The sequence below is a fragment of the Lysinibacillus sp. NPDC096418 genome (genome assembly GCF_044762775.1).
Classification (GTDB): Bacteria; Bacillota; Bacilli; order Bacillales_A; family Planococcaceae; genus Lysinibacillus.
The window spans coordinates 1-23331 of record NZ_JBIWEY010000010.1; the positions used below are offsets into that span (position 1 = coordinate 1).

Genomic DNA, 23331 nt, shown 5'->3' on the forward strand with positions numbered 1-23331 from the left:
GCGACACATGGAGCTGACGAATACTAATCGATCGAGGACTTAACCAAAAAGTTTGTGAACATCAATGAAACGTTTATCCAGTTTTGAAAGAATAATTCTTTCAATTAAATAAGGTCTAGTGATGATGGCAAAGAGGTCACACCCGTTCCCATACCGAACACGGAAGTTAAGCTCTTTAGCGCCGATGGTAGTTGGGGGCTTCCCCCTGTGAGAGTAGGACGTCGCTAGGCACATGAGACAGTCAACTATATGTTGGCTGTTTTTTTTATTTAAATCTTGAGCAAACTCATCTTAATTGGTAGGTAAAAAAGAGGGAGTTTTACTTAAAGGAGAATTATTAGTACAAAGTTGAATTAGGATTTAGAAATTCTGATAGATGTTTAAAACGATTTAAAGATAGTAAATGAGTGGAGCATTATACGCCACTCATTTTTTTATTTTGCAAATATAACGCTGGACATTCGGGTCTAGTATGTTGCATGGATTAGACGGCAAATGGATTCATGTAGCTAATGCTAAAAAATAAATAGTAGTTTATAAGATATTTAAGTTCAACTTATAGATGTAAAAAAACTTTATAGAAATACTTTGATTTGCTAATTGTATAAATATTTTAAAATTCTAATGTTGATCTAAGGTTGTTAATATAGGATTGGCTTATTGGCAACTCTGTTCCATTCTTTAGAACTACAAGGAAATTTGATGATAAGTCCCTTTTTATTTTCTTTATGAAGTGAATGTTAATAATGTAGGAGCGATGAATACGAACATAGATGCTTGGTAAGCGTGTTTCTAATTCCTTTAATGTAATTGTTGTTTTATATTGTTCGCCATTAACATAAAACCATGTACGCTTTTGAAGACTTTCAATATACGATATGTCATTGATTGGCACGGGTGTCCAGTCTTCGTTCTGTTTGCCTGTTAGAAATTGATATGGCTCTTGTTTTGGCTTAATAAAATTTGGTGGAAGTACTATAACTAAGGCAGCAGGTTGTTGGGCAATTTCGATGGGATAACCTATGCCATAGTAAGGTGCATCAAATAGTGAGTTATCCATAATAGCATCGGTTTTATTACGTGTTGCTAAAACCTTTTGTGCAATACTGTCTTCCTTTACTTTTTCCCCCGCAGCAAGCTTTATCTGATGATGACCAGAAGAAAAGAAAATATACGTATCCTTAATGGCAATAGCTATTGATGCTGTTGCTGGAATCCAATCTTCTAAAATAATTTTGTATTGCAACAGTACTTCTTTTTCTAAATCTGTATTATTGGTTTCCATAATCCAACGCCCCTTTAAATTGAATGTATTACCATTATTCATCCTGTCTATTCTTATTTCGTCATTATTTTCCAGTGTTTTATCTAAAAATAATGAAAATTTAGAATATCTGTTATATAGTAATTTACAACAAATAAACCTGTTATGGAACAGCAACTTAGAAAAGTTTTTTAACAGAGTATATTTAACACAATTGGGAAGGTGGAAATTTAAATGTCAACACGTCAAGAAAAGATTCAAGCTTTAGAAAAACAATGGGCTGAAAACCCACGTTGGGCGGGCATTGAACGCGCTTATACTGCTGAAGAGGTAGTTAAATTACAGGGGTCTGTAGTAATTGAACAAACTTTAGCAACTAAAGGTGCAGCTCGACTGTGGAATTCTTTACACACTGAAGATTTCATTAATGCATTAGGTGCTTTAACAGGTAACCAGGCGGTTCAACAAGTAAAAGCTGGCTTACAAGCTATCTACCTATCAGGATGGCAAGTAGCTGCTGATGCAAACCTTTCTGGTCAAATGTACCCTGACCAATCATTATACCCAGCAAACTCTGTACCAGCTGTAGTTAAACGCATTAACCAAGCGTTACAACGTGCAGACCAAATCGATCATACTGAAGGTCGTGAAGATAACTTTGACTGGTTCGCTCCAATCGTAGCGGATGCTGAAGCTGGTTTCGGTGGTCCACTTAACGTATTCGAACTTGTTAAAGGTATGATTGAAGCTGGAGCTGCGGGTGTTCACTTAGAAGACCAATTAGCTTCTGAGAAAAAATGTGGTCACTTAGGTGGTAAAGTATTACTTCCAACTCAAAATGCTGTTCGTAACTTAATCGCTGCTCGTCTTGCAACAGACGTAATGGGCGTTGATACAATTTTAATCGCACGTACAGATGCTGATGCTGCTGATATGGTAACATCTGATATCGACCCACGTGATGCTGATTTCATCACTGGTGAACGTACGCCAGAAGGTTTCTACCGCACTAAACCAGGTATCGAGCAAGCAATCGCTCGCGGTCTAGCATATGCTCCATACGCTGATTTAATCTGGTGTGAAACTTCTAAGCCATCTCTTGAGGAAGCTCGTCAATTCGCAGCTGCAATTCACGCTGAATTCCCAGGTAAAATGCTTGCTTACAACTGCTCACCTTCATTCAACTGGAAAGCAAATCTTTCAGAAAATGAAATTGCTGAGTACCAACGTGAGCTAGGCAAGTTAGGCTACAAGTTCCAATTCGTAACATTAGCTGGTTTCCATGCGTTAAACCACTCTATGTTCGAGCTTGCGCATGATTACAAAGATAACGGTATGGCTGCATACTCTAAATTACAACAAGCTGAGTTTGCTTCAGAATCAAAAGGCTACACAGCTACTCGTCACCAACGTGAAGTTGGTACTGGTTACTTCGATGACGTATCACAAATTATTTCTGGTGGTACATCTTCTACAACAGCAATGGCCGGTTCTACTGAAACAGAACAATTCGCATAAGTCGTTAATTAGTTAGTACGTCACTTCCTAAATTCATAATCATAGATCAGTCTCCTCCGCCCCTCCTAAGCGGGGGATGACTGCACTTAAAATCACATAGGGTGGGGGATTATACTTATGGAACAAGCAACATCAGGTAAACTTAAAATTGTTGGTGAACAAAACGAGCAAACAAAAGAAGTATTAACACCGGAAGCCCTTGAGTTTGTTCTTGCCCTGCATGAAAAGTTTGATGCGCGCCGCAAAGAACTTTTAGAAGCTCGTCAAGTGCGTCAAAAACGTCTTGATGAAGGTGAGAAACTAGACTTCTTATCAGAAACAAAGGATATTCGTGAGGGAGATTGGACAATTGCGCCCCTTCCTGCGGATTTACAAGACCGTCGTGTAGAAATTACAGGACCGGTAGACCGTAAAATGGTCATTAACGCTCTAAATTCAGGCGCAAAAATGTTCATGGCTTGCTTTGAGGATGCATCTGCGCCGACTTGGGAGAACATGATTAGCGGTCAAATTAATATGCGTGATGCTATTAATAAGACGATTGAATTTACGCAAGAGTCAAATGGTAAAACGTATGCATTAAACAAAGAAACAGCTGTGCTTTTAGTACGTCCACGTGGTTTACATTTACTTGAGAAACACGTACTCGTAAACGGAGAGCCGGTTTCTGGTAGCTTCTTTGACTTTGGTCTTTACCTTTTCCACAATGCGAAAAATGCATTAGCAAAAGGTACGGGTCCGTACTTCTATTTACCGAAGCTTGAAAGCCATTTAGAAGCACGCCTGTGGAATGATGTGTTTGTCTTTGCACAAGATTATATCGATATTCCACAAGGAACGATTAAGGCGACAGTTTTAATCGAAACGATTTTAGCAGCATTTGAAATGGATGAAATTTTATATGAACTACGTGAGCATTCGGCTGGTCTGAATTGTGGACGTTGGGATTATATTTTCAGCTACATCAAACGCTTGCGTAATCAGCCAGACGTAATTTTACCTGACCGTGGTCAAGTAACGATGACGGTACCATTTATGCGTGCCTATACGTCTTTATGTATTCAAACATGCCACAAACGCAACGCACCTGCGATGGGTGGTATGGCAGCGCAAATTCCGGTTAAAGGTGATGACGATGCGAATGCTGTAGCATTTGCGAAAGTCGCTGAAGATAAGCGTCGTGAGGCAACAGATGGTCATGATGGTACTTGGGTAGCACACCCTGGCATGGTTGCAACAGCTATGGAGCAGTTTGATGCAATTATGAAAACGCCAAACCAAATCAATAAAAAGCGCGAAGATGTAAACGTTTCTGCGGCAGACCTAGTAGCTGTACCAGAAGGCACAATTACACTTGATGGTTTGCGTTTGAATTGTAGTGTTGGAGTTCAGTATATTGCTTCATGGTTACGAGGCAATGGAGCTGCTCCAATTCATAACTTGATGGAGGATGCTGCTACTGCAGAAATCTCTCGTACACAAGTATGGCAATGGATTCGTCATCCAAAAGGCATTTTAGATGATGGCCGTGGTATCACGCTAGCATTCGTGCTAGAAATCTTGGAAGAGGAACTTGTGAAAATTAAAGAGGCTGTTGGGGAACAAGCTTATAATGGTGGTCGCTACGATGAAGCTGCTGAACTGTTTAAATCTTTAATCTCGCAAGATGAATTCGTGGAATTCTTAACACTTCCAGGCTATGAAAGATTAAGCTAATTGTTTTAAATCTACTAATTTACATGTCTAACTTTCCATGATCATAGTGGACTGAACTCGAATGCAGTCCACCGTATTCCACCAATGTAACGAGCGGGGTCTGTTCCCTCGTTCCTTACCGAAAGAAATGAGCACAGTTTCAAAAAGGGGTCTACTTATAAAACATAAGTAAGAGATTTAAAAGGGGTGAAAGATGTCTTGTGAGCTCAGATGGGGGGCTTACAGGGCATCTTTTGTATATTGAATAGCAGATTTTTTTGTAATACATAAAAGTATCACTTAAGGGGGAGAAGAAATGCGTAATAAAGAAATGTTATTAATTCCAGGACCAACACCTGTGGTAGATGAGATTTATGATGCATTAGCAAGTGAAACAAGAGGCCACACTGATCCTCGATTTGTAGCGATTTACAAAAATGCGTTAAAACAAACGAAGGAACTTTTCCAGACAGATGGCGAAGTATTTGTCGTGGCTGGTTCCGGGACGCTGGCGATGGAGATGGCGATCGTTAATACAGTCGGGAAGGACGAGAAATTACTTGTCATTAGTCATGGTTATTTTGGGGATCGTTTTACGCCGCTAGCAAAAGCATTTGGCATTGAAGTAGAGGTATTACAGGCTGAATGGGGTAAGCAAGTAGATGTTGTAGCAGTTGAGGATAAGTTAGCAGAGGGTGGGTTCAAGGCTGTTACCATCACACATGCAGATACATCGACTGGAGTTGTCTCTGACTTAGATACGTTAGTGCCAGTCATTAAAAGGGCAGGTGCCCTTGTTATTTTAGACGGTGTTGTAGCAACAGCTGCACTTGATGAAAATATGAGTAAGGAATATGGTGATCCAAGCTATCAATTAGATGTGGTATTAACGGGTTCGCAAAAGGCAATTGGTATACCACCTGGCCTAGCTATAATTGCTTTCAATCAAACTGCGTTAAAGGCGCGAGAGGCACTAGATATTATTCCGGCGTACTATAGCGATATTTACAATTGGATACCGATTATGAAGGATCCAGGAAAATATTTTGCAACACCACCTGTAAATTTAATTTATGCGTATGATGTGGCAATGAAAATTGTATTAGACGAGGGGATTGCGAAGCGAGAGGCGCGTCATATTGCATACGGGCGTGCAGTACGTGCAGCGCTTTCTGAATATGGTATGACGGCACTTGCTGAAGAAGCGGTAGCAGCACCGACACTTAGTTGCGTATTGTATCCTGAGGGGATAGAGGATGCAATGTTCCGTGCGAAACTTGCAGAAAAAGGTGTTATCGTAGCAGGTTCGTTAGCGCATTTAGCTGGCAAGGCATTTCGTATTGGACATATGGGGAATACGACAGTGGAAATGCTTGAAGAAGCGGTTAAACTAATTGGTGAAACGCTCAAAGAATTAGGACATGAAGTAAATATAAGAGCAGCTGTTTCTCGTTTAAAAGAAGAGTTACTAGTTGCAATAAAATAGATGATTGAGGGCTGTGTCGAACTAATTTCGACACAGCCCTTTAATTTTAGCTAATAGGTATAGGAGCTTACCTTGCGTAGGTGAGACATCGATTTCAGGAATCCTTGCCCCTTTATTCCCTTTATTGGTTTGCAATACTCCTTTAAGTATTGCATTAGAAGGTATTAGGTTATCGAAAAATATTTATCTACATCTTTCCAAACATTGTTCACCATAAAGGTAATCTCTTTTATATTTTCATTGTTTCTTACAAAAAGGGTGTATGATAATGTATGTCATAATAGAAATATATAATCCTTATGCAAGGACAGGTATTTTCACAAAAGCAGGCGAATCAGTGAGAATATAAAAAATTTTATTTGTGGAAATTTTTTTGATATTTGTTTGAAATTCACTGTAAGAATGTCCTATCCTTCTAAGCAGTGATTGTCTAATAAGTAAACGGGGGAAATTTAAGAAATAAGGTCTTTATTGCATTCTCCTTACGAAAAAAAGGGCGTGTATTAAACGCTCTTTCCATCGCAAATGAGGTAGATGTTTGTTACACTATTTATATAACAAATGTGGAGTTGATTAAAATGATAATCCAAATAGAGCCGCAATCGGATGTACCGATTTATGAGCAAGTTACAAGACAAATTATCGAAGGCATTGCAAGAGGTGATATGAAGCCAGGGGATATGCTACCATCTGTGCGAAATTTAGCAGCAGATTTAGGCGTCAACATGCATACTGTAAATAAGAGTTATCATGAGCTAGAAGCAAAGGGGATTTTAACAATTCGTCCTAAGTCTGGTGCGATAATCCGTTCAGCTGAGGAGCGTGCGCTAACGCCTGAACAGTTGAAGCAAATTGAAAAAAACTTAAAACCTGTTGTGGCAGAAGGAATGGTGCTCGGCGCAACAGCAGATCAAATTGAGCACATGATGAAAAAGGTCTTTGCAGATTTACAGGTCATAGTGGAAGGGATGTAACGAACGATGCTACTAGGAGTTTTTACTGTTATGTACATCATTATATTGGCTTTACAAGTTTCTACACCATATTTAGTGCGTGAAACAATTGTTTTTGGTGTGACTGTACCTGAACAAAACGTGCAGCATCCTGAGCTTAAGAAGGCGAAAAGGCGTTATAGCCAAATTGTAGGGAGCATCGGTTTGACGTTAATTATCATCATGCTTGTGATCAATGGGGCAATAGAATTTTCAGAACCAGCACAGGGGATGCTACTAATTTCATTTTTATTTGTCATACTTGCGGTGAGTATGGCAATGTACTGGATAAATCATCAAAAGGTTATAAAACTGAAAAAAAGTGAACAGTGGGGTATGCATTTAAAACAAGTGCGCGCAGTAGATTTAACAGCACGTAATCGTGATGAAATGTTGCCTTGGTCTTTCTTTTTGGCTCCAATGGGTGTAACGGTATTCCTAATAGCCTTTACATTGTTGAATTATGACCGAATGCCAGAGAGTATTGCTGTACACTGGGGGCCAAGTGGAGCGGCAGATGATTGGGTAGAAAAAAACTATTTCACAGCAGTTTCGCTGCCAATTGTAATGCTGATGATGCAGTGTATGATGTGGGGGATTGTGGATTCAATAAAACGTTCTGCTATTAAATTATCCGTTAATCATAAAGAAGAGTCTTTAGAAAGCCAGCTGAAAATACGAAAATTTACCAGTTGGAGTATGATGTTAATAAGCTATAGTCTAACGGTGTTATTGTCGGTACTACAGCTAAGCAATATTTACCCAGCGATGGCTGAAGGGAACAAACTACTACCGTTGTTTATTGTATTTTTGGTGTTAGTACTTGGTGGAATTCTTGTTTTCGTGTGGAAAATGCGTGAGTGGCGACTTGATTATACAGATAGAGTGTCATCTGAAATAACGGATGTGGATGAAGATCGTTATTGGATAGGCGGAGTGATCTATAAGAATCGTGAGGACCCATCTATCTTTGTAGAAAAGCGATTTGGTGTGGGCTGGACAATGAACTTTGCCAATCCACATGGCTATATTGTAATTATATTACCATTAGTTATATTACTGTTGATTTCCATTTTTTCATTATAGAATGAAAGGGTTACTACCTAAGTGTAGTGACCCTTTTTGAATGGAGGGAAAAGTAAATGAAAATTTTAGTTGTAGATGATGATGTGCATATTTTGCAATTAGTAAATATTTATTTAACACGTGAAGGCTATCAGGTCATGCAAGCAGAAAATGGTGAGCAAGCATTGCAATTACTTGATGGGGATATGCCGGATTTAGCAGTAGTGGATGTGATGATGCCTGGTATGGATGGCTTTGCGTTAACTTTAACACTAAGCCAAGATTTTGACATTCCAGTATTAATGCTAACGGCAAAAGGGGAGCTTGAGGATAAAGAACGTGGCTTTTTAGCGGGCTCAGATGATTACGTTGTGAAGCCATTTGAGCCAAAGGAGCTGCTTTTCCGTATCGCGGCTATCTTACGCAGGCTGGATAAAACCAATCAAGTGACGATGCAGGTTGGGAAACTAACGATTGATCGAAGAAGCTTTGAGGTCATGGTAGGTGAGAATACGTTAGTGTTGCCGCTAAAGGAATTTGAGCTATTAGCACTTTTGGCGTCTCGTCCGAATCAGGTATTTACACGCGCAATAATAATGGAGCAAGTATGGGGCTATGATTATGATGGAGATGAACAGACGTTAAATACACATGTGAAGCGGGTACGTGAGCGTTTGCATCGTTACGATACGGGTGTCGAAATCACGACAGTACGGGGTGTGGGTTATAAACTAGAGGCTAAAATATGATGAAAACCTTATACAGTAAATTTGTTGTTACAACAATCTTAATTATGGTTGGGAGCTTATGTATAGGATTTTTACTGACAAATACGTATTATCATCAAGTGATAAAAGAGCAAAATGATGCAAAAAATGTAAGGATAGCAAAAGACATTACTGAATATATCGAGAAAGCAGCGCCAAGTGACTTAGATAGTTATTTAATGACACTAGGTGAAATAGGTTATCAGATTTATGTAACGACGGGCACGGATGAACAATTTTATGGTGGTGAATATCGCGATAAAGCATTATCAAAAAGTGTTGTTCAGCACGTGCTAGACGGCGAAATCTATCATGGTATGCGGGATTTTCCGAAAGAGACATTTGTAACAGGATTTTTTGCAAATGAGTTGATTAATACGATTGGTGTACCGTTTGTGTATAAGGATCAACAGTATGCATTGTTTATCAGACCGGATATTCGCTTATTATTTTCAGAGGTGCACACGATTTTAGGTGGACTGTTTTTGGTGATGGCGATTATTAGTTTGCTGTTGATGTTGTTATTTGCGAAGGCCTTAATTCGCCCGATTACACAGTTAACTGAGGCAACACATCAATTAGCACTTGAGAGATTTGATGTACCTCTTGAAATTGATCGAGCGGATGAAATCGGGCAACTTGCCAATAGCTTTAATGTCATGACAAAAAAATTGCAGGAGAATGATGTCATTCGCAAGGAGTTTATTGGAAATGTATCGCATGATTTTCAGTCGCCTTTATTGAATATTCAAGGGTATGTCGATTTGCTAAAGAGTCCACAGCTATCTGAGCAGGAGCGACAGGAGTACACGCGGATTATTGAGCTGGAGACGAAGCGGTTGTCGACCTTGACGAAGCAGTTGCTCTTATTAACGTCTCTCGATCAATCGACGCGCCTACTCAAACGTGAGCCTTATCGTTTGGACGAACAGTTAAAGGATACGGTGCGCAAATATCGCTGGCAATTGGAAGAAACGAATGTGCAATTGTCGTATCAATTAGTGCCTGTGACGTTTAATGGAGATGCTAATTTGTTGCAAAATGTATGGGATAATTTACTGACGAATGCTATTAAATATAATGTGGAGGGCGGGGAAATTAGAATTCACTTGCAAGAGCAGTTATCTTATGTGGAAGTACAGATAGAGGATAGCGGAATTGGCATAACAGAGGATCAGCTATTAAAAGTATTTGATCGCTTTTACCGTGCAGATGAGTCGAGAACAAAGCAAGGGACAGGACTTGGACTCGCCATCGTAAAAAAGATTGCCGAATTGCATGATGGAGAAGTACAACTAAAAAGTACGATTGGTTTAGGTACGACGGTAGTAATTCAATTACCAAAGTTATAATGAACAGTTCATATAAAGTTCATGTTCACACTATAGACTACTAAGTAAACAGTTGAAAAAACTTAGGGGGTTACTATAGTATGGAACAAAAATGGAGTCTGCGCCTCATTCGTTTAGCAGCGATTTTTGGGCTAGTCGGGACGTATTTAGGATCACATATGTCAGGTTCAGGTAGTTATGAATATCGACCACTTCACGCACACATTTTACTGGTCGGGTGGTTAAGTATGTTCGCATGGGGGATTTTCTACCGAGTATTCAAAGTGAAATCAAAAAGATTAGTTATGGCACATGGCTGGACAGCTATTTTTGGTGTATTAGGCTTAACAATTGGTATGTGGTTATACAATTTAAATCCATTCAATTTAAATGAAACCTTTACAATGATTTTCTTCATTGTAGGAGGCACAACATTATTAATTAGTTTTGCTTTATTTATAGTTGTAACAGTTATGGTGGATCAAAAAGAAGAAGCGAAGAATTAAGAAAAACCGCGTCAGTCTTATAAGACCTTGACGCGGTTTTTTATTTTACTTCTTCTAGTGATTTTTTAAGCCAGCGTGTAGCTTCGTTATAATCTTGAGCGACGCCCTGGCCTTTTTTGTAGAGCATGCCGAGTTGGTATTGTGCTTTTTTATGGTTTTGTTTGGCGGCTAGGCGATAGTATTTTGCTGCCTTTGCAAAATCTTTTGGCACACCTTGCCCATTTATATGCATTTGTGCGAGTTGGAATTGTGCCTTTGCATGCCCTTTTTCCGCAGCTTGCTCAATCCATTTAGCAGCTTCAGTATAGTCTTGCTCGACACCTTTACCTTTGTCGTATAAATTACCGAGTTGATATTGGGCGCCAGAATGGCCTTGAATGGCAGCAAGTCGGTAGCAACGTCGAGCTTCCTCTAAATCTTTTGTCATACCAAGTCCTTGTTCATATAAAAGTCCGAGTTGATACTCTGCATGCAAATGTGACTGGTCCGTAGCAGCTCGCCACCATTTTACAGCTTCAGCATAGCTTTGAACCACACCAGTACCGGTTGCGTAAAGGTAACCAAGCTCATATTGCGCTTCTGCTAAACCTTTGGCTGCGGCTTGTTTAAAATATGCTAAAGCGTTCTCCATTTGGTCGAGTTGACGTGCAAATAGAAGTCCTAGTTCATAACCTGCGCTAATATGTCCCTTGTTTGCTGCAAGTGTCAGCCATTTCTCGGCCCGTTCACTGTTTTTTTCTTGTGCATAAAGAACGCCAAGGCAATACTGAGCATTTGTATGTCCTTCATTAGCGGCTAACTTAAACCACTTCATCGCTTCTTCAGTATTTTGTTGCAAGCCGTGCCCGCTATTATAAAGCATAGCTAGCTGGAATTCTGCGTTTGTATGGCTTTGCAATGCAGCAAGATGGAACCACTTCGCTGCTTTTTCAAACCTTTGGGCAACCCCTCTCCCCTTTAAATACATATAGCCAAGATTATACTGTGCACTAGCATCACCAGCAGTTGCTGCTTTTTTAAAATAGGCTATTGCTTCCTCATAGCTTTGCGGTACCCCATTACCGTTATGATAAAGGAAGCCTAGATTGTTTTGCGCACTCGTATTGCCTTGATTCGATGCAAGAATATACCATTTAGCAGCCTCTGCAAAATTAACAGGCATACCGAGTCCTTGATTGTAAAGTACACCAAGATTATATTGTGCATCTGCATTTCCTAAATCTGCAGCTTTTTTATAGTAATGAGCTGCCTCTTCGTAATTCTTTATGACGCCATGCCCAAGATGATACAACACACCTAAGCTATATAATGCATTTTCATCATTTTGTGCAGCTGCTTTTTCATACCACTTTTTTGCTTCAGTATAGTCTTTTTTGACGCCACGTCCATGATTATAAAGTACGCCTAGATTGTATTGCGCACTCGCATTGTCCTTTGCAGCCGCTAGTTCAAACCAAGTAACTGCACGTTCATAATCTTCAGTAGGCTGACCATCATATGCGAGTACATTTGTAGCAAGGGGTGGCATTATATCTTCAATCGGAGAATGGGTTTGGACAGCCACAGAAGCTTTAAAGCTACGATCATAGCGTTTGATAAACCATTCAACGATATCACTGACGTAATCTAGCACGATTTTAGCAGCCTTTGCTTCAACAACATCATTACTCCCGCTGTTTGTCATTTTACGAACTAGATTCATCAATAAATGAATACGTCGTGGATGAATTCTTGCGACAAAGTCTTTGTTAGTAAGTACATTAAGGATGCTTTTTAACCTTGGCTCAGTCTGCATTTCAATTTTATATAACTCAAATAAAATATCTTCAAGTACAAGACGACTTTTTTGCAGGCTGATAGCAGGTTTTGAAATTGCATATGAACTAGCATCTTGTAGATTTTTGGCTAGGTTATTGAAGGATAATGTGTGTAGTTTAATGCACTGCTCACGTAGTATTTCATATTGAATGACGATAGTGCTCACTCCTTTTCTATCGGCTATCATAGAAACCGTCTCTTTTTATCATATATCGGAATAATATGAAAAGTATTGATGTTTTAGAATGGACAATCCTTTTGGTGTAGATATAGTCTATGGAAAGGTTGATTGAATTGCTTACATAACATGGTAGTATTTAAGTGAGGAATAATTTAAAGAAGTTTGGAGGCTTAATTGATGAACACAGTTGCGGCGATTATTCCAGCCTTTAATCCACAACAGTCATTTATACTTTTTGTACAAAAGCTTTTTACTTTAAAAATAGCAAAAGTTATTATTGTCGATGATGGTAGTGATGAAAAGTATGATGCGATTTTTAAAGAGTTGGCGATGCTTGAAAATTGCCATGTTATACTCCATGATCAAAACTACGGCAAAGGGCGTTCGTTAAAAACAGCCTTTACATATATGCTAGCAAATCGAGAGCACTATCAAGGGGTTATAATCTTAGGCGCGCACGGGCAACATACATTGCAGGATGTGAAGTTGGTACTTACGATGACAAAAGTATTCTCTGAGGGCATTGTGCTAGGCGTACGTAACTTCAATTCTCCAGATAGTACATTATCGACGTATTGGGGTAATTGGGTGACAAGTCTATTTTTCGAAGCATTATATCATCGCAAACTATTGGATACGCAAACCGGATTACGCTATATCTCGATGAAGGAGTTACCATGGCTGCTGGAAGTAAAGGGCGAGCATTTTGATTATGATACAAATATGCTTGTAGCAGCACTGAAGCGAAAATGTCCTATTTTTGAAGTAGAAATAGGCACATTACGTTTAAAGAAAAATTCAGTAATTCAATATGATGAAATTACTAATGCTAGGAAAATTATTGCACAGATGCTCACAGATTATTTACAACCATGGAAGAAACAGCGTTAAAACCAAGTCCTTATGATAATATGTTAGGATAAATATAATGGTAAAGTAACTGCATGCGGTGATTATTTCAGTGAAGGAGTCATAGGAATGGAATATACAGACCAAGTGAAAAATCGTGTTAAGAGAATGGAAGGTCAGCTTCGAGGGATCTTGAAAATGATGGAAGAAGAAAAAGATTGTAAGGCTGTTATTACACAATTGTCAGCTGTCCGATCAGCGGTCGATCGTACTGTCGGCGTTATTGTCAGTACAAATCTTCTGGAATGTGTACAAAAGGCAGAAGGTGATGGCGAAAAGATGAATGAAGTTATCCAAGAAGCTGTTAATTTAGTTGTAAAAAGCCGCTAATAACATTGATTATAGATGGAAATAGAAACTCACTGAAAAATCAGTGGGTTTTTTGTTTCTATATTATGATAAATAATAATTTATTTATGATGTTACATAGTTTGTTTTAGGTCTAAAGGTTTGTAGGAGGTACTGGGTAATGATGAAGTAAGTCTTATGTAGTGATCTAGACTTATAGCTTTAAAGATACATTTTTTCTATAATTATACATATGAAGGTGATACAGAGAGCGAAAGGAGTGTTTAAGGTGAAGAAATGGCTATTAAGCAGTGCTGCGTTACTAATGTTAAGCCCAACAGCTGCATATGCGAAAGGTGCAGATATATATGTCAATGAAGGGGTATCGAAGGTTGCTTATAATGTGGTAGCGGACTCAACAATTACAACATGGGATCAAGTAGTAAACGAAGTTGTAAAACAACTGAATGAATTTACTACCGAAATCAGCATCACTTACAAAGGTTCAATGAAAAACCATAATGACAATGCGCTTGCAGCATTGAAAAAGGCAACACAACAAGCTATATATGCAGGTGAGCATATAGAGAGTACGGTCATATCAACTAATTCAGCAGGTAATATTAAATTTAAAATAAAATATTTAACGAATAAAGAACAAGAAGAAAAAGTGCAAAAGAAAGTAGATCAAGTAATAGCTAGTATCATAACGCCTTCCATGACAACGTTCCAAAAAGTGAAGGCAGTAAACGATTATATTGTGTCAAATGCAACTTATGGTGAAAAGACAAAATCCAGTCCTCATAGTGCCTATGCATTGTTAATGGAGGGACAAGCAGTATGCCAAGGTTATGCTTTATTAACTTATAAAATGCTTAATCAAATTGGTGTGGAAACTAAATATGTTGTTGGTTTTATCGATGGAGATGTGCCGCATGCATGGAATTTGGTGAAGGTAGACGGCAAATGGTATCACCTTGATACAACTTGGAACGACCCCCTACCAAATCGTCCAGGTACCTCCTCATATGATTATTTCCTAGTAACGGATGAGCAATTGAAAAAAGACCATACTTGGGTAACTTCTGATTATCCAGCGGCAACAAGTACAAGCTATAGTTATATGCAGAATGTACATTATGCTCAACAAATTAATAATACGTTATACTTTAGCAATACTGCAGATAACCATAAATTATATCAATTAGACTTAGCGACAGGTAAAAGAAAAAAAGTTGTAGATACACGTGCACTTTATATTGTTGGTGCAGGGGACACGATTTATTTCAGTAATTATAGCAATAGTGGTTACTTAACAAAAATGAATATTAACTCGCTAAAAACTGAAGTGCTCGTAAAACAGGCAGTAACGGACCTAACAATAAGTGGAAGTGATTTAGTCTATAAAGTTGGTACTAAAGAGCAAAAAATTAAAATTGATATACCTACAAAATCTAGCGAATCACCGAAAAAATAATTTATATTATTGCAAATTATAAAAATGTCATAAAGATTTCTTAGCACAAAGGAGCCTCCGATGGATTTCTTTGTGCACTTTTTGTATATAATGAAGAGAAGTGTTACTACATCTCTAGATGGAATTATTGCAAATGCAAAAAAGAAATGTTTGTGGGGTGGGTGATTTGTGGAAAAGGCTAGCGCTAATACTCATTATCGTTATTTTTATTGAACCGATTTATGCTGTTGGGAAAACGACAGTTCAAAAAATTATAGATTGGGCAGATCGTGAAGAAATAGCTACAGTATTTACGGCTACAAAAGAAAAAATTGCAGAGGTAACTGCTACTTTTTCTGAGGATTCCTCGATTGAAACAGCAACACCTACAGAAAATATGGATGCCGTTGCGCAATTGCCGGCTTCTAATGCTCCGGTAGTAACGCCAGTAGCAAAGATTGCTGTAACGAATGAAAAAGAGTTAGCAGATGCGATGTATTCTTACTTTAGTAGTTTTTCACCTACGTTTGAAATTCAATATAACGGTAGCACCAAACGCATAGAGAAAATTATAGAAGAGGCATATGAAGAAGCGCTTAAACGGGATGGTTATGTTTATGGCCATATTAGTCAGCATGCCATTCGTTATGAATATAACAAAATATCAGCAAAAATTTATGGTGAACAAAGCTATCTAATGACACCTGAACAGGCAGCTTATGTAGAGATGAATGTTCAAGATATTTTAGCGTCCATTGTGACGAGTTCGATGTCAGATGTTGAAAAAGTGAAGGCGGTCAACGACTATATTGTGTCGCATACGGCTTATACAGACGAAACTAATTCTAGCCCTCACAGTGCGTATACAGTACTTGCTGAACGTGGTGGTGTTTGTCAGGGCTATGCATTACTTGCGCATTCGATGTTACAAAAGCTTGGTATTGAGACCGAATATATTGTCGGTTATGTAGGGGAAATTGGACATGCGTGGAATTTAGTGAAGCTAGAAGGTCAATGGTATCATTTAGATACGACATGGAATGACCCAGTGCCGGATCGTAAAGGTGCAGTACGGTATCAGTACTTTTTAGTAGATGACCGTACAATGGCTCAGGATCATTCATGGATTGCTTCAGATTATCCAAAAGCAACAAGTGCGAAATATAGCTATTATCATGATGTAGATTTCCCAGCACAAGTAGGACAACAGTTATTTTATAGTAATGAATCAGACAATAATAAGTTATACGTACTTGATATGAATACAGGTAAGTCTGAACGTGTGACGAACTCACGAGCTCAGTACATTGTATATGCAAATGGCTGGCTGTATTTTAGTAATTACTCGCGAGGCGCTTATTTATCGAAAATACGCCCAGATGGAAGTGGCGAGGAAGTTTTAAACCGCGAAGACACAAAAGATTTATACGTGAAGGATGGCTATTTATACTTCACAACGAACGAACTGAAAAAAATGGTCATACACTAATCAAAAATGAATTGTACTGAAAATGGAGGTATCTCAAAATTTTTGAGATACCTCCATTTGTGTGCGTTTGATAATATAATCAATTGGTGCTTGCTGGCAAAGAGTGATACGAATTTTTGGATACATCGATGTCATTTTTTTTGTGAACGTATGGAGGATAAATGGATTATGCTTGATGGCACCCCCATTGCAGTACAACGTAAATACATCACCGTTATAACTGATTTGCTTTAATGCAGCACATGCTAGTAAAACTAATTCATGTGCTGCCCTTGTGGAGATTTGTATGGCACAGGCATCATTTTTGGCTGTCGCTTCTGCTAAAAATGATCCCATTTTTGCTAGCTGTGCGTTTGTATATGAGGGACGGAACAACCATGACGCAAGCTCAGTTGCTTGCTGAATACCTAAATAGTTGAACACAGCTTTCTTTAATAGTGTCGGTTCACCTCTACCATCTTCCATTTTAAAAATGGCTCGTACGACTTCTTGACCTAGCCAGTAGCCGCTACCTTCGTCTCCAGCTCGATGGCCCCATCCACCAGCACGTACAATTTGTTGCTTGCCATTACTTGCATAAGCAATCGCACCAGTTCCAGCAATAAGCATTGCCCCAGCTTGTCCAGAAGTAACACCATGAAATGTCGCTTCCGCATCATTTTCTATAATAAGTTTATCAATATCAAGTCTATGAGTGGCGATTGCCTCATGGACGGTTGTTGCTACAATTTCATAGTCTCTTGCTGAGTCAATTCCTGCCATCGCAAAGGTAGCGGCTGCAATTTTCTGAGAGGGTTGCTGTTGTAAAAATCCGTGAACTTGTGATAACAAGGCTTGTAAAACTTCCAGTGTATTATCAATGCCAATTGCTTGATAGTTGGATCCACTTGTTGTTTTGATAAAGTGGATTTCACCAGAGTCTGCATGTGCGACTGCACATGCAGTTTTCGTTGCGCCACCATCAATAATAAGTAACCATTTTGTCATTGATTCCACTCCTCAAGAAAAGAAGCAAGTTGCTTTTCAGCACTTTGAATCGTGGATTCCTTTTGTTTAATCCAATCAGAAAAGCCGAGCGCGTTCTCTTTAGCCCGATCAAGGGATGCTTGCATTGTTACGGGAGCAGGACCACCCAGTAATGTACGGATACCGACAAAAAACTCTGGTTTTAAGGCATTATAGAAATCCTCTTCAGAGATCATTAATGTTTTGCCAGTTACGAGTTTGGACTGCGTATTTGCTAATCCCCATGTAAGGCTTGCTAATGATTCCTCACCATGTGCGAGTAATACTTTGATACATTTACTTACGATACTATGCGCTTGACGGAAGGAAATACCTTCAGAACGGACTAACGTATCGGCAAGTTCAGTGACATTTGCAAAACTGTTCTCGGCACGATTCAGTAGCTTTTTCTTATTCACATCCATTGTCACAACAAGTGAGCCAAATAGCTTATAGATACCAATTAAACGGTCAATAGCTCGCCATAAATAAGGTTGCATATCGTCTTCTGTGTCTACGATGTCGCCAAATGGAGTATTATGTACCATTTGCAGTACTGTGCTCGCATCGCCAACAACCGATGATAATAATGAGCGTGTATGTTCAATGGAAACGGGGTTGCGTTTTTGTGGCATGATAGAACTAATTTGCACATAAGGACTAGCTAATACGAAAGCATTGAATTCTTGTGTTGCCCACAATAAGAAGTCCTGCGATGTGCGACCGAGATTTAATGCGGCAAGCTGCACCGTACTTGCTGCTTCAGCAATATAATCAGCTCCTGCAACGGCATCCCAAGCATTTTCGATAATATCATCAAAAGCCAATAAATCACGCATACGTTCACGGCTGATATTAAAGCCAGTTGTCGTTAATGCTGCAGCTCCCATGCTACTACGGTTTACAGTTTTATACACATGTTGCATACGTTCAAAGTCACGATCAATTTGATCAATAACTGCTTTTAAATAATGAGCAAAAGTCGTTGGCTGTGCTTGCTGTGTATGTGTATAGCCAATCATAATGGTATCAACATGCTCCTCAGCAGCAGCTACTAAATCACCTCGTAATGTAAGTAGTTCACGCATAAGCTGAAGTAATTTTTGGCGTAAAGTAATTCGATAAATAGCAATACCCATATCATTACGGCTTCTACCAATGTGAAGATTTCCAGCAACATCGCCAGCAAGTTCTATTAATTTATTCTCTATGCGGAAGAACAAATCTTCATATTGTGGGCTGTAATCTTGTATACGATAGTAGTTCAAATCAAGTTTTTTCAATGCTATGCCAATTTGAGTGGCTTCTTCTTTTGTTACAAGACCTTGTTCTTCTAACATTTTCAGATGTGCAATATTAATTTGTAGCATAATCGTTAAAAAATTTTTCTTTGCTTCATCATAAGCTGGCTGTAATACAACCTTTCGATAAATATTTGAAGGGAAAATCATCCCATCCTCTTGCTGTGTTTTGCTACGGAAATCCTCAAACATATGATAGCCTCCTATAGATTGACAGCTAAATGGCTGAGCCAGCACTGCCTTTTGATAACTTTTCAGAAATAATAAGTACAATTAAAATTAAACAAATTTGTAATACGCCGTATGCACAGGCTGTTCCAAATTTAAAGGCATATAATTTTTGAAATATAGCTACAGATAGTGGGATAGTAGAAGTACTATAAATAAGAATGGACGCAACGAATTCACCTAAACTTTGGACAAGTGCTAATAATGTACCAGCTAAAATTCCGGTAAACGTCAGCGGTATAACGATACGTCTAAATGTATACCACCAAGTGGCGCCTAAGCTTCGTGATGCTTCTTCGATGGATTGATCTAGTTGGACAAGTGATGCTGAGGTCGAACGGAAAATAAGTGGTAAATGTCTAATAAAATATGCTAATGGTAAAATCCAAAACGTTCCAATTAACACTTGATTGAAAGCAAAAATATTTTCAGTACTAAATGCGGCGATTAAATTTACGGCCACTACAGTCCCGGGTAACGCCCAAGGTACCATGATTAAAATATCGAGTAATGTTTTGCCTTTAAAATTCAACCGCACCATTGCATAAGCTGCTGCGACTCCGAAAATGATATTGCCTAGCGTTGCGACAATCCCCATTTGAATGGAATTCCAAATTGGTCGCCATGTACGTTCATCAGTAAACAATGCAATATAATGATCAAGTGTATAATCGGTAGGCAATATTTGTGTTTTCCAAGCGCCATCGACCGAAAAAGAAATTAAAATGAGCACTAAAATTGGTAATATTAAAATTAATGTGCCGATGAAAGAGGCGACGGTTGCGACAATTTTCATCCATTTTGAAGATACTTCAGAGCGGTGAACGCTGATACCTTTGCTCAAATTTTGATAATTACGGCGGTTTTGATACCAACGCATAATGATTAAAAATGATATTGAAACAAAGGATAAAATCATCGACTGTGTCGCTGCCATGTCTAAGTTCCCATTTGTGCGAGATAAATAGATTTGCATCGTCATCGTCCGCTCAACGCCAAACATTAATGGTGCTGTGTAAGATGCCATCGATACCATAAATACAAGTAGCGCTGAGGCAATAATGGAAGGTGTGAGCATTGGCAAAATAACCTTTGTCCATACACGAATACGCCCTGCGCCTAAGCTAGTCGCTGCTTCTTCTAAAGAAGGATCTAGTCCTTTAATGGCAGCGGAAGCGGTTAAATAGAAGTATGTGTACATGGTGAATGTATGTACGACGATGACCCCCCATATACCTTTAAGTGAAAAAGGTACTTGGTCTAGTCCGAATAGATGCTGAATAGCACGTGGGAAAATTCCGCTTTCCCCGTATAAAAAGGTGAATGATAATACACCGACAAGGGGAGGGAGAGCCATAGGAACTAACACTAAAATGGATAGTAAGCGTCTACCTGGAAAATCATATCGCTCTAATAAGAATGCCATTGTCACACCGACGATTGCACAGGAGATTACACTAAAGACAGAAATATAAATACTAGTCCATAGTGCTTCCAGATTGGCAGGACTGGCAAGGTTGAAAAATTTTTTATAATTATAAAGTGCATCGTCTCCAGAAAAACTCTGTATTAACGTTTGATAGAAGGGGAAGATCACATAGGCAAACAACACTAAAAATAAAGGCGAGATTAAGATATAGACGAACCACTTTGATTGAGTTAATCGTGTCCAGACATTTTCTTGATAAAAATTCGCAGGTGGTTTTTCCATGCTGGTTCCCTCCTATTCTCCTAAAAAGTACAGTGATTCACTGGCAATATTTAAGGTAATGTTGTCGCCAATACTTTTTATCTGCCCATAGGTATTAATAATCATTACTTTTAGCGAAAAACCCTCACAATCTACGATGTAGTTCACACTAATCCCCGTAAATTCGACAAATGAAATTTTCCCCGTTAGAGTGTTATCACCAGTACCTTGATTAATGGACTCAGGACGAATTGAAAGAAATACTTTATCTCCAATTATATGCGTTAATGAAGGAGAGCTATGTTGCTTTTGCCCAGTAAATACTAATCCATTTGTCGTTTTTACACGAATATCGTCATCTTGTATTGCTTCGATAGTTGCTTCAATTAGATTTGTTTCACCAATAAAATCTGCGACGAAGCGATTTAAAGGGCGATTATATATGTCTTGAGGTGTACCAATTTGTTTGACGTACCCATTTTCCATGACCATAATACGGTCTGACATAGCCATAGCTTCCATTTGATCGTGTGTTACATAGATGGTTGTCACACCAAGCTCTGATTGAATTCGTTTAATTTCAATTCGTGTTTCTTCCCGTAATTTAGCGTCTAGATTGGATAGAGGCTCATCGAGTAATAATATATCTGGCTCAATGACAAGCGCACGTGCTAATGCCACACGTTGTTGTTGACCACCTGATAGCTCATTAATTTTACGGCTACCGTATTCCTTCAAATGTACAAGACCTCGAATACGATCGACTTTTAGCTTTATTTCTGATTTAGAAAGTTTACGTACTTGTAAACCAAACGCAATATTTTCGTCTACGGTCATATGTGGGAAGAGGGCATAGTTTTGAAACACCATACCGATATTACGCCTATTGGGTTGGAGTAAGGTCACATCACGATTATCAAAGTGAATTTTCCCTTCAGTAGGGTAATAAAAGCCAGCAATCATACGGAGCGTTGTTGTTTTCCCACAGCCACTTGGACCAAGGAAAGTAAAAAATTCGCCAGCTTTAATGTCCAAATTTAAATCTTTTACACCATGCACTTGCCCAAATTGTTTAGAAACATTTTCTATTTTGACACTTTTCATATGAAATGCTCCTTTCTGACTGGTATTTAGTTGTATAGGAAACCTCGAGTGAAAAATCACTCGAGGTTAAAAACGTTAATTATACAAATATCATTTACCTCGACCTTTTACGTTTGTATCCCAGTACTCCATCCACTCAGCTTCTTTTTCAGACATAAGCTGCCAATCAATATCAAATGTCTTTAAATCTAACTCTTGATACCATTCTGGCATTGCAGCTTTATCGATATCTGTACGTGTTGGTATTTGATAGTAATCATTTGCTAGTTTTGTAACCATCTCTTTTTCAAATAAAAACTCTACGAACAACATTGAGTTTTCTAAGTTTTTCGCATTGTTCACGACACCGACACCATCAACTAAAATAGGGGCACCGCTCTTTGGATAGATGTAATCAAACGGATAGTCTGTTGTATGTTTCTTTAACAAAATGTCTTGAAGGTTCCATAAAGAAACACTGCCTTCTTGGCGTGTTAATTTTAAATAAAGTGCATTTGGATCCTGTGTATATTCTTTCGTATTCGCATCTAACTTTAATAACCAGTCATAGCCTTTTTCAGGTGTATCGGCACCTTGGCGAACAATCATGGATGAATAAATTGTACGCATTGTGCCAGAGGCTAGTACGCCACGAATTAAAATTTGGTCTTTCCATTTAGGGTCTAATAATTCATCCCAATCTTGAGGTCCTGTTTCTTTTGTTAGTGTATCGCTATTAATCATAATAACTTCTGGTAGTAGCATTTCGCCGAACCAACGACCTTTTTCATCTTTATGATTCGCGTCAATTGCATTGATAAAGCTCGGTTCCCATGCATGTAGCAAGTCTTCATCGGCTCCTACAATGAGAGCAGATTGTGTACCCCCCCACCAAAAATCTGCTTGAGGATTTGCTTTTTCACCGCGTAGACGCTCTAAAATTTGTTGTGCGCCCATTGTTAAAAACTCCACTTCAATGTCCGGGTACTTCTCATTAAACTGATCGATTACGCCTTGCACCATTTCTTCATCGCGACCTGTGTAAATCACAAGTTTTCCAGATGGAGACGCTTGTGCATCTGTTTTTTCAGAGTCGCCATCTTTTGTATTATTTGCAGTATCTTTGCCGTCATCGTTACTACATGCAGCTAAAATCAAAAGCATAAGTACAAGTAAAAAGCCGAAAATACGTGTTTTCTTCATAATCATCTTCCCCTTCCTTTATAGTGAATAGCATACATATAGAAGTATAATACATA

19 protein-coding genes and 1 rRNA gene are annotated in these 23331 nt (G+C 38.7%); 13 read left to right on the forward strand and 7 right to left on the reverse strand.

Annotated features, from left to right (window positions below):
* Positions 1–114: 114 nt before the first annotated feature.
* Positions 115–230 (forward strand): 5S ribosomal RNA (gene rrf, locus ACIQZG_RS10270).
* Positions 231–613: 383 nt separating this feature from the next.
* On the opposite strand, the gene ACIQZG_RS10275 is transcribed toward rrf, so the two are convergent.
* Entirely contained in the window at positions 614–1285 is a 672-nt protein-coding gene (locus tag ACIQZG_RS10275; RefSeq protein ID WP_402755089.1) for a LytTR family DNA-binding domain-containing protein, read from the reverse strand.
* Between the two features lie 213 nt (positions 1286–1498).
* Here ACIQZG_RS10275 and aceA point away from each other — a divergent pair, with 213 nt between their 5' ends.
* From aceA to ACIQZG_RS10315, 8 genes are all read left to right on the forward strand, one after another.
* Positions 1499–2782 (forward strand): isocitrate lyase, encoded by a 1284-nt coding sequence (gene aceA, locus ACIQZG_RS10280; protein ID WP_402755090.1) that lies wholly within the window; start codon positions 1499–1501, stop codon positions 2780–2782.
* Between the two features lie 117 nt (positions 2783–2899).
* The gene (gene aceB, locus ACIQZG_RS10285; RefSeq protein WP_402755091.1) at positions 2900–4498 is read left to right on the forward strand and encodes a malate synthase A; all 1599 of its coding nucleotides are present in this window, start codon (positions 2900–2902) and stop codon (positions 4496–4498) included.
* Positions 4499–4793: 295 nt separating this feature from the next.
* Entirely contained in the window at positions 4794–5963 is a 1170-nt protein-coding gene (locus tag ACIQZG_RS10290; RefSeq protein ID WP_402755092.1) for a pyridoxal-phosphate-dependent aminotransferase family protein, read from the forward strand.
* Between the two features lie 578 nt (positions 5964–6541).
* Complete coding sequence (locus ACIQZG_RS10295) at positions 6542–6937, forward strand: GntR family transcriptional regulator (protein WP_402755093.1); 396 nt, start codon at positions 6542–6544, stop codon at positions 6935–6937.
* A 30-nt stretch (positions 6938–6967) separates the two neighbouring features.
* Entirely contained in the window at positions 6968–8041 is a 1074-nt protein-coding gene (locus ACIQZG_RS10300) for a DUF1648 domain-containing protein (protein ID WP_402755094.1), read from the forward strand.
* Between the two features lie 56 nt (positions 8042–8097).
* The gene (locus tag ACIQZG_RS10305; protein ID WP_402755095.1) at positions 8098–8769 is read left to right on the forward strand and encodes a response regulator transcription factor; all 672 of its coding nucleotides are present in this window, start codon (positions 8098–8100) and stop codon (positions 8767–8769) included.
* Complete coding sequence (locus ACIQZG_RS10310) at positions 8769–10139, forward strand: HAMP domain-containing sensor histidine kinase (protein WP_402755166.1); 1371 nt, start codon at positions 8769–8771, stop codon at positions 10137–10139. The genes ACIQZG_RS10305 and ACIQZG_RS10310 overlap by 1 nt, the downstream gene beginning before the upstream one ends.
* 80 nt (positions 10140–10219) lie before the next feature.
* Positions 10220–10624 (forward strand): hypothetical protein, encoded by a 405-nt coding sequence (locus tag ACIQZG_RS10315; protein WP_402755096.1) that lies wholly within the window; start codon positions 10220–10222, stop codon positions 10622–10624.
* A 40-nt stretch (positions 10625–10664) separates the two neighbouring features.
* Here the strand turns inward: ACIQZG_RS10315 and ACIQZG_RS10320 are convergent, their stop codons facing one another.
* Entirely contained in the window at positions 10665–12629 is a 1965-nt protein-coding gene (locus tag ACIQZG_RS10320) for an SEL1-like repeat protein (protein WP_402755097.1), read from the reverse strand.
* A gap of 171 nt (positions 12630–12800) precedes the next feature.
* On the opposite strand from ACIQZG_RS10320, the gene ACIQZG_RS10325 reads away from it, so the two are divergent.
* The 4 genes from ACIQZG_RS10325 to ACIQZG_RS10340 all read left to right on the forward strand — a co-directional run bounded on the left by ACIQZG_RS10325 (position 12801) and on the right by ACIQZG_RS10340 (position 16765).
* The gene (locus ACIQZG_RS10325) at positions 12801–13514 is read left to right on the forward strand and encodes a glycosyltransferase (protein WP_402755098.1); all 714 of its coding nucleotides are present in this window, start codon (positions 12801–12803) and stop codon (positions 13512–13514) included.
* A gap of 87 nt (positions 13515–13601) precedes the next feature.
* Positions 13602–13862, forward strand: a complete 261-nt coding sequence (locus ACIQZG_RS10330) for a metal-sensitive transcriptional regulator (RefSeq protein ID WP_402755099.1) — start codon at positions 13602–13604, stop codon at positions 13860–13862.
* A gap of 247 nt (positions 13863–14109) precedes the next feature.
* Entirely contained in the window at positions 14110–15297 is a 1188-nt protein-coding gene (locus ACIQZG_RS10335) for a transglutaminase domain-containing protein (protein WP_402755100.1), read from the forward strand.
* Positions 15298–15430: 133 nt separating this feature from the next.
* The gene (locus ACIQZG_RS10340) at positions 15431–16765 is read left to right on the forward strand and encodes a transglutaminase domain-containing protein (RefSeq protein ID WP_402755101.1); all 1335 of its coding nucleotides are present in this window, start codon (positions 15431–15433) and stop codon (positions 16763–16765) included.
* 33 nt (positions 16766–16798) lie between these two features.
* Here ACIQZG_RS10340 and ACIQZG_RS10345 read toward each other — a convergent pair whose 3' ends face one another.
* From ACIQZG_RS10345 to ACIQZG_RS10365, 5 genes are all read right to left on the reverse strand, one after another.
* On the reverse strand, positions 16799–17752 hold the full coding sequence (locus ACIQZG_RS10345; RefSeq protein WP_402755102.1) for an N-acetylglucosamine kinase: 954 nt from the start codon (positions 17750–17752) through the stop codon (positions 16799–16801).
* Positions 17749–19263 carry an argininosuccinate lyase gene (argH, locus tag ACIQZG_RS10350; protein WP_402755103.1) on the reverse strand — a complete coding sequence of 505 codons (1515 nt, stop codon included), beginning with the start codon at positions 19261–19263 and terminating at the stop codon, positions 17749–17751. Before argH ends, ACIQZG_RS10345 begins: the two co-directional genes overlap by 4 nt.
* A 25-nt stretch (positions 19264–19288) precedes the next feature.
* A complete protein-coding gene (locus ACIQZG_RS10355; protein WP_402755104.1) occupies positions 19289–21010 on the reverse strand; it encodes an ABC transporter permease in 1722 nt (573 codons plus the stop codon).
* Between the two features lie 12 nt (positions 21011–21022).
* Positions 21023–22093 carry an ABC transporter ATP-binding protein gene (locus tag ACIQZG_RS10360; protein WP_402755105.1) on the reverse strand — a complete coding sequence of 357 codons (1071 nt, stop codon included), beginning with the start codon at positions 22091–22093 and terminating at the stop codon, positions 21023–21025.
* 90 nt (positions 22094–22183) lie between these two features.
* Complete coding sequence (locus ACIQZG_RS10365) at positions 22184–23275, reverse strand: extracellular solute-binding protein (protein ID WP_402755106.1); 1092 nt, start codon at positions 23273–23275, stop codon at positions 22184–22186.
* Positions 23276–23331: the final 56 nt, after the last annotated feature.

Excerpts from the sequence above, each read along its gene's own strand:
- ACIQZG_RS10275 (WP_402755089.1), bottom strand. The coding sequence starts at position 1,285 with ATGGAAACCAATAATACAGATTTAGAAAAAGAAGTACTGTTGCAATAC.
- aceA (WP_402755090.1), top strand. The coding sequence starts at position 1,499 with ATGTCAACACGTCAAGAAAAGATTCAAGCTTTAGAAAAACAATGGGCT.
- aceB (WP_402755091.1), top strand. The coding sequence starts at position 2,900 with ATGGAACAAGCAACATCAGGTAAACTTAAAATTGTTGGTGAACAAAAC.
- ACIQZG_RS10290 (WP_402755092.1), top strand. The coding sequence starts at position 4,794 with ATGCGTAATAAAGAAATGTTATTAATTCCAGGACCAACACCTGTGGTA.
- ACIQZG_RS10295 (WP_402755093.1), top strand. The coding sequence starts at position 6,542 with ATGATAATCCAAATAGAGCCGCAATCGGATGTACCGATTTATGAGCAA.
- ACIQZG_RS10300 (WP_402755094.1), top strand. The coding sequence starts at position 6,968 with ATGTACATCATTATATTGGCTTTACAAGTTTCTACACCATATTTAGTG.
- ACIQZG_RS10305 (WP_402755095.1), top strand. The coding sequence starts at position 8,098 with ATGAAAATTTTAGTTGTAGATGATGATGTGCATATTTTGCAATTAGTA.
- ACIQZG_RS10310 (WP_402755166.1), top strand. The coding sequence starts at position 8,769 with ATGAAAACCTTATACAGTAAATTTGTTGTTACAACAATCTTAATTATG.
- ACIQZG_RS10315 (WP_402755096.1), top strand. The coding sequence starts at position 10,220 with ATGGAACAAAAATGGAGTCTGCGCCTCATTCGTTTAGCAGCGATTTTT.
- ACIQZG_RS10320 (WP_402755097.1), bottom strand. The coding sequence starts at position 12,629 with ATGATAGCCGATAGAAAAGGAGTGAGCACTATCGTCATTCAATATGAA.
- ACIQZG_RS10325 (WP_402755098.1), top strand. The coding sequence starts at position 12,801 with ATGAACACAGTTGCGGCGATTATTCCAGCCTTTAATCCACAACAGTCA.
- ACIQZG_RS10330 (WP_402755099.1), top strand. The coding sequence starts at position 13,602 with ATGGAATATACAGACCAAGTGAAAAATCGTGTTAAGAGAATGGAAGGT.
- ACIQZG_RS10340 (WP_402755101.1), top strand. The coding sequence starts at position 15,431 with ATGCAAAAAAGAAATGTTTGTGGGGTGGGTGATTTGTGGAAAAGGCTA.
- ACIQZG_RS10345 (WP_402755102.1), bottom strand. The coding sequence starts at position 17,752 with ATGACAAAATGGTTACTTATTATTGATGGTGGCGCAACGAAAACTGCA.
- argH (WP_402755103.1), bottom strand. The coding sequence starts at position 19,263 with ATGTTTGAGGATTTCCGTAGCAAAACACAGCAAGAGGATGGGATGATT.
- ACIQZG_RS10355 (WP_402755104.1), bottom strand. The coding sequence starts at position 21,010 with ATGGAAAAACCACCTGCGAATTTTTATCAAGAAAATGTCTGGACACGA.
- ACIQZG_RS10360 (WP_402755105.1), bottom strand. The coding sequence starts at position 22,093 with ATGAAAAGTGTCAAAATAGAAAATGTTTCTAAACAATTTGGGCAAGTG.
- ACIQZG_RS10365 (WP_402755106.1), bottom strand. The coding sequence starts at position 23,275 with ATGAAGAAAACACGTATTTTCGGCTTTTTACTTGTACTTATGCTTTTG.